Raw genomic sequence first — 13,457 nt, forward strand, 5'->3', positions numbered from 1 at the left:
CCGGCGGGGATATTTTCAGCCAGATGAAGGATCAAGAGCCTTGTGCCATGCGTTGGGCAAGCTTCAGAGCTTCGATCAGGCTGGTTGGATTGGCGATGCCTTTCCCGGCGATATCCAGTGCTGTGCCGTGATCCGGCGACGTGCGGATGAAGGGCAGGCCAAGGGTGACGTTCACGCCCCGGTCGAAATCCAGTGTCTTGATCGGGATCAGGGCCTGATCATGATACATTGCGATCGCCGCGTCATAGCGCGCGCGGGCAGCGGCGTGGAACAGCGTATCCGCAGGGTGCGGGCCCGTCAGGCTCGCATCTTCCGGGTTCAGACGGGCCAGCATTGGGGCGATCCAGTCAAGCTCCTCGCTGCCCATTTTGCCGCCTTCGCCGGCATGGGGGTTCAGGCCGGCTATGGCGATGCGGGGGTGCTGTATGCCAAACTGGTCGCGCAGGCCGCGCGCGGTGATTTCGATCGTCTCGCGCAGCAGGTCGGGCGTCAGCGCGGCGGGAACCTGCGCCAAGGGAATGTGGATTGTCGCCGGGACAACCCGCAACTGGTCGCTGGCCAGCATCATGACAACCCGGCGGGTGCCCGACAGCGCAGCCAGAAACTCGGTATGGCCGGGATAGGTAAACCCGGCCCCGTCGATCAGGGCCTTCTTGTGAATGGGCGCGGTGCAAAGAGCGGCCGCTGCCCCGGCTTTCACAAGATCGACGCCGGTTTCGATGGCATCGATCACCGATGGGGCATTGGCCGGGTCTGGCTGACCGGGCATGTTTGCAGCAGGGAAGTTCAGTTGCAGCACGGGCAAGGCCTTATCACTGACTGCAACAGCATCCGAAGGGGTTTGGATTTTCGCAATGGGCGTGCCAGCGGGCAGGTGGTTGGCGTCGCCGATAAAGAAAAACGGGCAGGTTTGGCGCAGCTCGGCCCATGCTTTGGCCGCGATTTCAGGGCCGATCCCGGCCGGTTCACCGCAGCTGAGCGCAATCGGGCGTGTCATTCCTGAACAATGGTGGCGTCAGCCCGCAGCTGCTCTACCAGGCTGGACGCAAAGGCCTGTAGCCGCTGCTGCGCCAGTGCATTCGCGACATCCGCCCGCGAGGTGTCTTCGCCCAGGTCGCGGACTCGGTTGCACAGCATCAAGAACACCAGCGTCTGCCCGTTGTTACGGGTCAGGTTTGTTGACACCTCGAAGCGATCCAGCTTGGCCAGCTCTACGGCGAAATCGCGTGGTACTTCTGAAGGACTGGCTTCGATACGGTCCAGGACTTCGACGGGTTGATCCTTGGCGATTCCATACAAGTCATCGCAGGTGTCGATCTCCTCCCGCAGGGCGGCAGCCCGGGCCAGGGTCTCGGCGCTGCGACCACCCGGCAGGTAATAGGCAGCATAATCTAGCTTGGAAATCCGCGGCGCGCCGGTTGCCACCTCGCGCAATCCGCGCAACTGAAACAGGGCGACGGCGTTTGGCAAACTGATGGGATCGGTGATCTCACCGTTCTGGAGCCCAAGAATAACCGGCTGCAAGGCAGGCGGCAGGTTGGAGATATTTAGCCAGTCCAGACGTCCGCCTTCGTTGCGGGTAGCCGCTCCGGAATATTGCGCCGCTGCGGCTGAAAACGCTTCGATAGTTTCAAGTCGCGAGATTTCTTCCGCCAGCAATTCGGTCTGTGCAACGGTTTGAGGGTTCACCGGGATGATGATCTCGGACAGCAAAACCTGAAGGCCGCCGCCACCGGTCTGTCCCAGCGCGCGATCAATCTCGTCTTCGGTCGGACGGGCCTGCGACAGATAGCGCGAGCTGATATAGTCGCGCCAGGCCAGCTGATCTGCAACATAATCACGGACAGTTTCCGGGTCGACGCCTGCCTCACCCAAAAGTTGCAGGAACTGTTCGGTGGACAATTGCCCGCGCGAGGCGAACTCGTCGATACCCAGTTGTACGGCTTCCGGCGCAGCTTCCACGCCTGCTTCACGCATGGCCTGCTTGCGCAACTTTTCTTCGATCAGGGCTTCTCTGACGTCAGCTTCATTGCCGCCGGGCAGGCCCAGAACATTCAGGAATTGCAGGCGTTGTTCCAGTTCGTACCAGGTGACGATATCCTGATTCACGCGGATCGCTGGCGAGAACAGGCTCTGGGCGCTGACCTGCGGCGCTGAAAAAGCGAGGAAAACGGCGGCCAGTGCCGGCGTGACCGGTTTGTGCCAACCGGAACGAAGAAACCTGGAGAAACCTGATATCAACTGCATTTTCTCTTGTATGTGTTACCACCGCCTTCAAGGGCGTATCCTGTCAGCGATAGGGTAAAGCCGAATTCTGTCGAAGGCTCAATAGTGGATGTTGAAGTAAAGCGTCTGCTTACGGACATGTTAACCTGAACACATTCATTCTGGTAGGTTACACCAAGCCCCAGCCGGATTGGCTCTGACTGGTTCAGATCATAGCGTGCCTCGGCATTCGTAAGCCAGTTCTGGTCGACTTGATAGCGGCCCAAAAGCCAGATTTCCGAGATTTCATCCGCAATGTTTTCCGCCGGATCCTCTTCCTGCCAGATATAACTTCCGGACAGGCCGGCAAATTCGGATGCCCAGGCGCCGCGCAATTCAGCTTTGACGAAACTGAAATCGCTGTCGATCAGACCACGCCCGCCGAGTGACCAACCGTTAGCCGTGGTGATTTGCCCCGCCACCAGCAAGTCGGACGTGGTGCCCTGCAACCCGGACGTCAGGGTGAAATTCGGGTCGGCATCCGCCCGAAACACCTGACCCAACGTTACAAGCGCCTGCTGTCCGTCTGCACCATAGCGCGCCCAGTTCAGGCCGATGACCCCAGTGGCACCGTCTTCGCGCTGATCTTCCGCAGGGAATCGGGACAGGGCCAGCAGGTTACCCTGATCGAATTCCTGAAACGTGCTTTCATCATCTGGCACATCAGTGTCCGAGACATGGGTCCATCCCAACTGTGCGATCGGTTCCAGAAGCTGAACCGCGCCGGTCTTTTCACGACGGGTCATCGGATAGCGAAGCGTCAACGCCGCGCGCGGCGTCGAGCGGGTCACATTGCTGGGAAAGTTGCTGTCATGGCGAATATTGAACGTATCCACCGATGCGCCCAGCGTCGCGTCCGCGCGCAGGCCCGATGCAAATGTCCAGCTTCGCAACCATTCGGCATCAACAGTTGCCCTTGCTATGTCACGGCCAACGATATCGGCGTCGCTGGTGCGTTCATGTGCGTGGCCGATAAAAGCCAGCCGAACCTCGCCGCCAAGTGCACCGGGGAAGAATCGCTTTTCATAATTCAGGTCGAATACGCGGGATGGGATTTCGTCCTGATTTTCACTGTCACGCAGTGTTTTGTAATGGATCAGGCTTGTTTTGAATGCGGTGTCGCGTTTGATCCGTTCCAGCGCAATTTCACTGCGCAAACGGTCCAGGTCCGGCAGCCCGTAGTCCGCCAGATAGGCGTCGTCCGAGGTGGTTTTCAGATCGAATGTCAGCCGGAAATCGTTCTTCAGGCTGAACCAACCCCCGGCGAACAGATAACCGCGATCCTGATCGGGCTGGACATCATCACGGGTATAGGCCCCTTCAAGCTGAATGCGCCCGTTCACGAACGCCTGGCGATATCGATACCCCAGCGTCGTGGTCTTGCCCGACAAGTACGGCGTCAAGGTCAGATCCTTGTGGTCCCCCAGCTTGAAGAAATAGGGAACCTGAACCCCCGTTCCCAGTTGTGAGGTGCTGCGGATCGACGGCACAAGAAAGCCGGTTGCGCGATCCAAAGTGGGGTCCGGCAAGCGCAGATAGGGGAAATAGAATACCGGATAATCAAGCACCCGAAGCTGCGCGCCTTCAAAGTACAATTGCCGTTCCAACTGGTCATGGGTGACCTTGCGGGCGCGGATCTGCCAAAGGGGGGGCTTACCGTTGGTGCAGACATGGCAGGAAGTGGCCGAGACCTTGCTGAACTGCGTATAGCGACCCGCTGCCCGTTTCGCCTGAACCGAGGCAATCTGGATCTGCTGATCGAAAACCATCCGAGCACCGATCAGCAGACCGTTTTGGATACCGCTGTCCAGCTGTCCGGAATCGGCCAGAAGGGTCGACTGGCCCCCCTGATCAATGCGAATAGGTCCCTCGAGCGTCAGCTCACCCGTTTCCCGGTCATAGGTGACACGTTGGGCTGACAGCTTGGTATCGCCCTGAAAGGCTTCGACATTGCCTTCGGCCACCAGTTTTCTATCGGGTGTTATAAAGACCTTGTCGGCAACCAAAAGGGCGGGTTCGGCCTGTGACTGCGCAGCTTGCGGGTCAGGCTCGGTCGACGTGGTTTGCGCCGCCAGAACGGTCGGTGCCGACAACGCGATTGCGCTGGTCAGCAGCAGGGAAATCATGCTCCGCATCAGCCGTCCTCCGCGTGTAGAAGCAGGCCAAGGGACAACAAGATGGCGGCGAAGGGCGGCGCCCAGGCCGCGATGTAGACGGGCAATTGTCCGTTTTCTCCGAGGATTTGCGCAAAATTGCGGACGAAATAGATGGCAAAGCCAAGCAGTACGGCCGTCAAAACTGCTATTCCGGTACCGCCGAACCGAACGTGGCGCATGGTGAAAGCAGCCCCGATTAGCACCATCGAGACCAGAAAGAACGGCCGGGCCAGCTGCACCTGCAACCAGACTTCATATTGCTTGGTCGAAAACCCGGCTTCGCGCAGATCCTTGATCAGTTGCGGCAGGTCAAAAACCGACACTGAATCCTGTTGCCCCAGAGTGTCCAGAATGCGCTGCCGGGTCAGCGAGGTCGGCAACTCCAGCCGTTCATGCTCCACCGAACTGGTTTCGGGGTTCTGCCCGTTCTGCAAATTCCAGATCTTGGCCCGCGACAGGACCCAGTTTCCGTCTTCCAGCACGGCCCTGTCGGCGACGATCTGCTGGGTGGGTTTGCCATCGCGCGCAAAGGTGATGATGGTCACGTCGTCCAGGCCCAGCGTATCCCCGTTCGAGGTGCCCCGGGCATGGATGACGGCCTGTCCGTTTTCCGCCGATTGACGCAGCCAAAGGCCTTCGCTGCTGATCGAAAGCGCTGAACTTCCGTTGTTGCGATAGGAATCGGACAGGCGTTGGAATTCCTGGGATGTGGCCGCAGCGATGGGGTTTAGCAATGCCACTGCAAGCGCACCGATGATCAGGGCCAGCGCCGCTGGCGCGACCAGTGCGCGGATACCCGAGCGACCCGTGGCGCGGGTCACCACGAGTTCAGAGGTCCGTGCCAGCCCTACGAACAAAGCGATGGTGGACAGAATGACCAGCAGGGGCAGCATTTCACTGATGGCGGCCGGTGTGTTCAGAAGCGTCAGGTGCAACAATTGGCCGAAGGACAGGTCGACTTCGTCAAATCGGCGGATCTGTTCGATCAGATCGATGAGAATCATCAAGGTCAGAAAAATACCGCCGATGACCAGAAAGCTCTGTAGAAAGCGGCGGGCGAAATAACGGTCGAGGATCACAAGACTGCCCCCGCCAAGCCTTTTGCGCCGGAAAACGGGCCGAAATCGCGCATGCATGTCTTCCTGCGCGACGGCGTATGCCTGCCCTCTCGTGTCACGTCTTTCTCCCCCGAGCCTGCCGGTAATTTTTTCGGGACCTTACTGCAATTGAAACGCGGGGAAAACTGCTATCTGGTCAAGTCGGGCGGCGCGGGCTAGGTCTTGGGGAACAGAATTCGAGGAGTTTGCAATGAGCAGTCTGATACCGGTCCGCTTTCAGGAGTTTGACTTGGATGCGATGGCGCAGGCCGAAGGGCGGGTGGCCATCATCATTCCGTCGGACGGAAAAATGAACCCTGCGGCGCGTCGGGCCAATCGTCTGACGAAAGGCGCTGTGGCGCGGCTTGTCGAAAGTGAGAAATTCGGAAAGACCAAAACCGGCGATGTCATCTCGATGGCTTGGCCGGCTGGGATGGCGGCCGAAGCGCTGGACGTCGTGGTGCTGCCGCGCCGCCCGGAAGCCGACGAGGCCCGCAAGGCTGGTGCCGCTTTGGCCAAATGCGCGGGTGGCAAGGACATGCTGGTGATGGTCGGCAATCAGGCGCAGACCGAAAACCTGGCCCTTGGCATGGTGCTGCGCAGTTATGATTTCAACGCGCACAAAACCAAGGACAGCGAAGGCAGCGGTTCGATTACGATCGGACATTCAAAACCCAAGGAAGCCGAAGCAGAGTTTGCACCGCTATACGCGATTGCCGACGGCGTGCGGATGACCCGTGATCTGACCAACGAACCTGCAAATGTTCTGACGACCACGGAATTTGCCGATCGTCTTGTCGAGATGCAGGAGCTGGGCCTGGAAGTCGAAGTTCTGGAAGAGGACAAGCTGGCTGAACTGGGCATGCGCACTTTGCTGAGCGTCGGGCAGGGCTCTGCCAGCCCGTCCAAAGTCGTTGTGATGCACTGGAATGGCGGCGACAAGGACGATGCGCCCTTGGCTCTGGTGGGCAAGGGGGTGGTTTTCGACACAGGTGGCATTTCGCTGAAACCGGCCGGTGGCATGGAAGACATGACCATGGACATGGGCGGTGCCGGTGTTGTCGCGGGCACGATGCGCGCGTTGGCCAAGCGCAAGGCCAAGGCCAATGTGGTGGGCCTTGTCGGGCTTGTCGAGAACATGCCTTCGGGCAATGCCACCCGTCCTGGCGATGTGGTCAAGTCGATGAAGGGCGACACGGTCGAGATCATCAACACCGATGCCGAAGGCCGTTTGGTTCTGTGCGACGTGATGTGGTACGCGCAGGAGCGGTTCAAACCGGTGGGCATGATCGATCTGGCCACCCTGACCGGGGCGATCATCATCGGGCTGGGTCATGAGAATGCAGGTGTGTTTTCCAACAATGACACATTCTGTGACGCCTTCCTGAAATCGGCCCGGGCCGAGGATGAAGGTGCGTGGCGGATGCCGTTGGGAGATGCCTATGACAAGCTGCTCAAATCGCGCATCGCCGACATGAAGAACGTCGGTGGCCGTCCGGCGGGTTCGATCACGGCGGCGCAGTTTCTGCAACGTTTCGTGAAAGAGGATACGCCCTGGATCCATCTGGATATCGCGGGTGTGGCCTCGGTGTCGTCCGAGACATCCTATGCGCCCAAAGGTGCCACGGGCTGGGGTGTGCGCGCGCTGAGCCGGTTCGTGCAGGACAATTTCGAGTAAGCGAATGGGTGCTGTCTATTTCTACCATCTGACCCGCCAGCCGCTGGAGCACACCTTGCCTGTGCTGCTGGACAAGGCGCGGCAGGCCGGGTGGAAGATTGCCGTGCGGGGCACCGATCCCGCGCGGATGGACTGGCTGGATGAAAAGCTGTGGCTGGGCCCCGAGGACGGGTTCCTGCCACATGGTCGCGAAGGCGGCCCGCATGATGCCGAGCAGCCGATCCTTCTGACCACCAGCGCCGAGGCCCCTAACGGCGCGGTGTGTGTCATGGCGGTGGACGGCGCGCCGGTCGAACCCGAAGAGGTGTCGGCCCTGGAGCGGGTTTGCATTCTGTTCGACGGCAATGACGACATGGCCGTACAGCACGCGCGCGGGCAGTGGAAGACGCTGACCGGCGCCGGATGCGCCGCGCAATACTGGTCGGAGGAATCCGGGCGGTGGGAAAAGAAGGCCGAAGCCTGACGGGCCGTGCCATTTATCAGGAGATTTGAAGATGCAGATGAAGCCTCTGGGCCGCACCGGGATTGTCGTGAGCGATCTTTGCCTCGGGACGATGACGTTCGGGTCGCAGACCTCGGAATCGGATGCGCACCGGCAGATGGACATGGCGCTGGATGCGGGGATCAACTTTGTGGATGCCGCCGAGATGTATCCGGTGAATCCTGTCGCCAAAGAGACAATTGGTCGGACCGAAGAAATTCTTGGAAACTGGAATGCCGCGAATTCGTCGCGCCGGGCGGATTTCGTACTGGCGACCAAGCATTCGGGTGAGGGGCTGTCATATGTTCGCGACGGTGCGCCGATCACCGCCAAGACCATTCCCGAGGCCATCGAAGGGTCTTTGAGGCGGTTGCAGACGGATTACATCGATCTCTACCAGTTCCACTGGCCCAATCGCGGCAGCTATATGTTCCGTCAAAACTGGGATTATGCGCCTTCGGGCCACAATACCGCGGACGTTCTGGAGAATATGCAGGAGTGTCTGGAGGCCTTGCAGGTTCAGGTGGACAAAGGCAACATCTGTGCTTTTGGTCTGTCGAATGAAAGCGCGTGGGGTACGGCGCAGTGGCTGAGACTGGCCGAACAGACGGGCACACCGCGTGCGGCGTCCGTGCAGAATGAGCATTCGTTGCTCTGCCGTCTGTTCGATACCGACATGGCCGAGCTGAGCGTACATGAAGATGTCGGCCTGATGGCGTTTTCACCCCTGGGTACCGGGCTGCTGACCGGGAAATACCAGGGCGGGGCCGTGCCGGACGGCTCACGTATGTCGCTTTCGCCTCAATTGGGCGGGCGCAAGTCTGACCGGGTGTTTGATGCGGTCGCGGCCTATCTGGATGTTGCCGCGCGACATGGCCTGGATCCGACCCATATGGCGCTGGCCTGGTGCCGCTCGCGACCATTTATGATGTCGGCGATTTTTGGCGCGACCACGGTCGCGCAGCTTGAACACGTATTAGCCGGTGCGGATTTGACGTTGTCACAGGAGGTGTTGGCCGAGCTGGACGCTGTCCACAAGGCGCACCCGATGCCGTACTGAGGCGAGGGGGCTCTGCCCCCGGCACGCTGCGCGTGCCTCCCCCGGGATATTTCTGGCCAGATGAAGTTGGATCCGGTCAGTGATGGGTGGGGTGCGCGCGCTCTTGCCTGAGGTCGCGGGCAGATTGGCCATGCGCGGTGCGGAAAGCGCGGGCGAAGCTGGATTGCGAGGCAAAACCGGTGGCCAGCGCGACATCCATCAATGGAAGGTCGGTGTCGGTGACCAGACGGCGGGCCTCGGCCAGGCGCAGTTGCAGATAGTGATCCTGCGGTGTGGTGTTTAGGCGCAGGCGGAACTGTTGTTGCAGGGTGCGCGGGCTGGTGCCCAGCTGGTCTGCGATATGGGCCAGTGGCAGGGGGTCATCCAGGGATGCCTGCATCAGCGAATTCGCCTTTGCCGTCAACGCGGTGTGGCGATGTGGAACGCCGGTGCGGCTTTGCGGTGTGCCGGGGTCCGGCGCGCCATCATACAGAAACAGGCCCGAGACACGGGAGGCGAAACCCGCGCCATGACGGGCGGCGATGATGTGCAGCATCATCTCGACAGCGGGAATCGCGCCGCCCGAGGTCAGGCGACCGTCCGAGACAGTAAAGCGGTCGGGGCGCACATCGACGTCGGGGAAACGAGTGGCGAAGTTTTCCAGGTCTTCCCAGTGGGTCGTCGCAGAGTGACCGTCCAGCAGCCCGGCCTCAGCCAGCAGCCAGGGGCCGCCGTCAATCCCGGCCATCGTCGCCCCGGTACCGGCAATGCGGCGCAGCCCGGCCAGCAGGCTGGGGGTGGCGTGGCGGGCCAGTTGGAAGCCCGCGACGACAATCATGAGGTCGCAGCCTTGCAGGCGAGCAAGCGGGATGCCGGGCACTTGCAAGGCGCTGGTCAGCATCGCGGGTTCGGCTGTGGCGGTCACATAGTCCCAGTCAAATGCGGGCCGGTCCGCTAGGCGGTTGGCAGCGCGCATCGGATCGACCGCCGAGGCGAAGCTGAGCGTGTTGCATTCATCCAGCACCAGAACGGCGGTTTTCAGGGCCCGATGTTCGGGTTGCAGTATGTTTTTTGCGGATTGCATCAAGTTCGATTCGCATTCTGCCAAGTGGTTTTCCCAAGGCTGCGCCAGAGTCGGGCCAGAACGCAAATCGGAATCCGGGGAGAAGCCTGGGGAAAACCCAAGGCAAAACCGGGTATAACTTGGGGAAAACGCCATGCCTCTGGAAATGAACCGCGAAGTCTTCATCACCTGCGCCGTGACCGGCTCGGGCGGGACGCAGGATCGAAGCCCTCATGTGCCGCGTTCACCGAAGCAAATTGCCGACAGTGCGATTGCCGCCGCGAAGGCGGGTGCTGCCGTGGTGCACTGCCATGTGCGCGACCCCGAAACAGGTGCCCCGTCGCGCGATCTGGCGCTGTATCGTGAGGTGACCGATCGGATTCGGGATGCCGAGGTGGACGCAGTGCTGAACCTTACGGCTGGCATGGGCGGAGACATGGTGTTCGGCGGTATCGAAAACCCGTTGCCATTGGCCGAGGCTGGAACCGATCTGGTTGGTGCGACCGAGCGTGTGGCGCATGTGGCCGAATGTCTGCCCGAAATCTGCACGCTGGATTGCGGGACGATGAACTTTGCCGAGGCGGATTACGTCATGACCAATACGCCCGGCGCGTTGCGGGCTATGGGGCAGATGATGACCGATCTGGGCGTGAAACCCGAGATCGAGGCCTTTGACACCGGCCATCTGTGGTTTGCCAAGCAACTGGTGAAAGAGGGAATTCTGGAACCCAACGCCCTGGTTCAACTGTGCATGGGCGTGCCGTGGGGCGCGCCGGATGATCTGAACACCTTCATGGCGATGGTAAACAACGTGCCCGATGACTGGACCTTCAGCGCGTTCTCGCTGGGGCGGCATCAGATGGCCTATGTGGCGGCCTCGGTTCTGGCGGGCGGCAATGTGCGCGTGGGGCTCGAGGACAACTTGTGGCTGGACAAGGGTGTGCTGGCCGAAAACTGGCAACTGGTCGAACGCGCAGGCACCATCATCGAGAACATGGGCGCGCGGGTGATCGGCCCGGCCGAGGTGCGCGAGAAGCTGGGGCTGGTCAAACGGGCGCCCAAAGGTTGACCTGCTTGCGTCCCTTGCCATGACCGGTAAGTGCAGGGGCGCCAGCAAAAGGAAGTGAGCAATGCGATCGGTGCTTGTAATCTGCGCGACGGTTCTGGCCGTATGTCTGCCCCGGGTCGGGGTGGCACAGACCGCGGAAGACCCTTTGGCCCGCAAGGACTGCGAAGCCAAAGGGGGAAGCTATGAGATAGGCGGGCGGATACGGCAGTTTATCTGCTTTGAACCATTGCCCGACGCTGGAAACTCCTGTGAAAAAGCCTCTGACTGCGCAGGGTTCTGCCTGTCGGACACCAAACAATGCAGCGCGGTGACACCGCAATTCGGATGCATTCCGCATCTGGATGAGGCGGGGCGCGCGCAGGTAATCTGTATCGATTAGAGGACAGCATGACAAAGACGGCAGCAATTATCGGTGGCGGTGTCATCGGCGGCGGATGGGCCGCACGGTTCCTGCTCAATGGCTGGGACGTTCGGGTGTTCGACCCGGACCCCGAAGCAGAACGCAAAATAGGCGAAGTACTGGACAATGCGCGGCGATCCCTGCCGGGGCTGAGTGACGTTCCGTTGCCGGCCGAGGGCGCACTGAGCTTTCATGACGACATGGCCGACGCCGTACAGGGCGCGATGTGGATCCAGGAAAGCGTGCCAGAGCGGCTGGACTTGAAGCTGAAGGTTTACAAGGGCTTGCAGGAGGCTTGTGATCCAGATGCGATCATCGGGTCATCGACCAGCGGGTTCAAACCATCCGAGCTTCAGGAAGGTGCTTTGCGGCCCGAACAGATCGTCGTGACGCACCCGTTCAATCCAGTCTATCTGCTGCCGCTGATCGAGCTGGTGCCGACCGACAAAAACCCACAGCAGTTGATTGAACGGGCCAGGGAATTGCTGACCTCGGTTGGATTCTTTCCGCTGCATGTCAAGAAAGAGATCGACGCGCATATCGCCGACCGCTTTCTGGAAGCCGTCTGGCGCGAGGCGCTCTGGCTGGTCAAGGATGGCATTGCAACCACCGAAGAAATCGACGAGGCGATCCGGATGGGCTTTGGCATCCGCTGGGCGCAAATGGGATTGTTCGAAACCTACCGAGTGGCCGGAGGTGAAGCGGGAATGCGGCATTTCATGGCTCAGTTCGGGCCAGCCTTGAAATGGCCCTGGACCAAGCTGATGGACGTGCCGGAATTCACCGATGAACTGGTCGACCTGATCGCCGATCAGTCAGACGCGCAATCCGGAATGCATTCAATCCGGGAACTGGAACGCATTCGCGACAACAATCTTGTCGGCATGATGCGGGCCCTCAAGGCGCAGAATTATGGCGCGGGGGCGGTGCTGAACCAGCATGATGCGCTGTTGAAACCGGGTGCCCTGCCGTCGCTGGATCAGGCGGATCTGAGCCAGCCGATCCTGACCCTGTCCCGCGCCGTTCCGTTGGACTGGACGGATTACAACGGCCATATGAACGAAGCCAAGTATCTGGAAGCCTTTGCGGCCGCCACGGACCGTTTCATGGAGATCATCGGTTGCGATATGGAGTATATCGCGTCGGGTGGCAGCTATTTCACCGCCGAGAACCACATCCGTTACATCGACGAGGTCCATGCAGGGGCGAAGATCGACGTGCGCACGCAGATGCTGTTGGGGCAGGGCAAGAAGCTGCATGTCTTTCACAGCATGTATGAAGGCGACAAGCTGTTGGCCACGGGCGAGAGCTTTCTGCTGCATGTCAGTCTTGAAACCCGCCGTCCCAGCCCGCCGTCGCCCAAGATCGAAGCAGCGATGGCGCGGATTGCCGAGGCACAGGCCGGTTTGCCTTACCCTGAAGGGGCGGGTGCCGCCATTCGGAAGCCATCGTGACCAGGCGCGTATTGGTAACGGCCGGGGCATCGGGTGTCGGTCATGCCATGGCCGCGGCGTTTGACGTTGCTGGCTATGATGTCTGGGTAACGGATATTGACCAGTCACCCCTGGATATCTTGCCCGACCATTGGGTGGCGCACAGGGCTGATGTGACAAGTGAGGCCGACATGAGCGCGGTGTTTCAGGCTGTCGGGGCCGCAGGCGGGCTGGATGTTCTGTGCGCAAATGCCGGAATCGCCGGGCCGACCAACGCGATCGAGGATATCGATCTGAATGCATGGCGCGCCTGCGTCGCGGTCAATCTGGACGGGGCCTTTCTGGCCGCCAAGCACGCGGCCCCGATGATGAAGTCGGCGCGGGCGGGCAGCATCATTCTGACCTCTTCCACCGCCGGTCAGTACGGCTATCCGTTCCGAGCGCCCTATGCTTCGGCCAAATGGGCGGTCATAGGGTTGATGAAAACGCTGGCGATGGAACTTGGACCGCTGGGCATTCGCGCGAACGCCATTTGTCCGGGTGCCGTGGAAGGCCCGCGCATGGAAGGTGTCTTGGCCCGAGAGGCAGCTGCGAAAGGCATGACCCGCGATGAGGTCTATCAGGGCTATGCCTCGGGCACCTCTATGGGGCGCTTTGTGGAAGCGCAGGATATCGCCAATATGGCCGTCTTTCTTGCTTCAGACGCAGCACGGCTGGTGTCTGGGCAGGTGATTGCGGTGGATGGGCACACGGTCAACCCCGACCCAAAACTGTAG

Annotated in this window: 12 protein-coding genes; 7 read left to right on the top strand and 5 right to left on the bottom strand. The window is 60.5% G+C overall.

What is annotated here, in order from left to right; translation table 11 throughout:
• Positions 1 to 31: 31 nt before the first annotated feature.
• Genes pdxA through lptG form a run of 4 tightly spaced genes read right to left on the bottom strand, consistent with a single transcriptional unit; the run spans position 32 to position 5,500 of the window.
• Entirely contained in the window at positions 32 to 997 is a 966-nt protein-coding gene (gene pdxA / locus ACR0C6_RS03505; RefSeq protein WP_171328150.1) for a 4-hydroxythreonine-4-phosphate dehydrogenase PdxA, read from the bottom strand.
• Positions 994 to 2,247, bottom strand: a complete 1,254-nt coding sequence (locus ACR0C6_RS03510) for a peptidylprolyl isomerase (RefSeq protein ID WP_171328152.1) — start codon at positions 2,245 to 2,247, stop codon at positions 994 to 996. Before ACR0C6_RS03510 ends, pdxA begins: the two co-directional genes overlap by 4 nt.
• Complete coding sequence (locus ACR0C6_RS03515; RefSeq protein WP_480618280.1) at positions 2,238 to 4,400, bottom strand: LPS-assembly protein LptD; 2,163 nt, start codon at positions 4,398 to 4,400, stop codon at positions 2,238 to 2,240. The genes ACR0C6_RS03510 and ACR0C6_RS03515 overlap by 10 nt, the downstream gene beginning before the upstream one ends.
• Positions 4,400 to 5,500 carry an LPS export ABC transporter permease LptG gene (gene lptG / locus ACR0C6_RS03520; RefSeq protein ID WP_480445336.1) on the bottom strand — a complete coding sequence of 367 codons (1,101 nt, stop codon included), beginning with the start codon at positions 5,498 to 5,500 and terminating at the stop codon, positions 4,400 to 4,402. The genes ACR0C6_RS03515 and lptG overlap by 1 nt, the downstream gene beginning before the upstream one ends.
• Before the next feature lie 229 nt (positions 5,501 to 5,729).
• Between lptG and ACR0C6_RS03525 the strand changes: the two genes are divergently transcribed.
• From ACR0C6_RS03525 to ACR0C6_RS03535, 3 genes are read left to right on the top strand one after another with little or no spacing between them, the layout of a single operon-like run.
• The gene (locus ACR0C6_RS03525; protein WP_480445335.1) at positions 5,730 to 7,196 is read left to right on the top strand and encodes a leucyl aminopeptidase; all 1,467 of its coding nucleotides are present in this window, start codon (positions 5,730 to 5,732) and stop codon (positions 7,194 to 7,196) included.
• Positions 7,197 to 7,200: 4 nt separating this feature from the next.
• Positions 7,201 to 7,659 carry a DNA polymerase III subunit chi gene (locus tag ACR0C6_RS03530; RefSeq protein WP_171167813.1) on the top strand — a complete coding sequence of 153 codons (459 nt, stop codon included), beginning with the start codon at positions 7,201 to 7,203 and terminating at the stop codon, positions 7,657 to 7,659.
• 31 nt (positions 7,660 to 7,690) lie between these two features.
• The gene (locus ACR0C6_RS03535; protein ID WP_480618281.1) at positions 7,691 to 8,737 is read left to right on the top strand and encodes an aldo/keto reductase; all 1,047 of its coding nucleotides are present in this window, start codon (positions 7,691 to 7,693) and stop codon (positions 8,735 to 8,737) included.
• 76 nt (positions 8,738 to 8,813) lie between these two features.
• Here ACR0C6_RS03535 and ACR0C6_RS03540 read toward each other — a convergent pair whose 3' ends face one another.
• A complete protein-coding gene (locus ACR0C6_RS03540) occupies positions 8,814 to 9,800 on the bottom strand; it encodes a GlxA family transcriptional regulator (protein WP_480445332.1) in 987 nt (328 codons plus the stop codon).
• Positions 9,801 to 9,933: 133 nt separating this feature from the next.
• Between ACR0C6_RS03540 and bcoG the strand changes: the two genes are divergently transcribed.
• The 4 genes from bcoG (at position 9,934) to ACR0C6_RS03560 (ending at position 13,457) form a co-directional block, all read left to right on the top strand.
• Positions 9,934 to 10,848 (top strand): 3-dehydrocarnitine:acetyl-CoA trimethylamine transferase BcoG, encoded by a 915-nt coding sequence (gene bcoG / locus ACR0C6_RS03545; RefSeq protein ID WP_171115578.1) that lies wholly within the window; start codon positions 9,934 to 9,936, stop codon positions 10,846 to 10,848.
• 61 nt (positions 10,849 to 10,909) lie between these two features.
• Positions 10,910 to 11,227, top strand: a complete 318-nt coding sequence (locus ACR0C6_RS03550; RefSeq protein WP_171231512.1) for a hypothetical protein — start codon at positions 10,910 to 10,912, stop codon at positions 11,225 to 11,227.
• Positions 11,228 to 11,235: 8 nt separating this feature from the next.
• Complete coding sequence (locus ACR0C6_RS03555; RefSeq protein ID WP_480618282.1) at positions 11,236 to 12,702, top strand: carnitine 3-dehydrogenase; 1,467 nt, start codon at positions 11,236 to 11,238, stop codon at positions 12,700 to 12,702.
• On the top strand, positions 12,699 to 13,457 hold the full coding sequence (locus ACR0C6_RS03560; protein WP_480618284.1) for an SDR family oxidoreductase: 759 nt from the start codon (positions 12,699 to 12,701) through the stop codon (positions 13,455 to 13,457). The genes ACR0C6_RS03555 and ACR0C6_RS03560 overlap by 4 nt, the downstream gene beginning before the upstream one ends.

The organism is Ruegeria sp. AL12 (assembly GCF_056540885.1).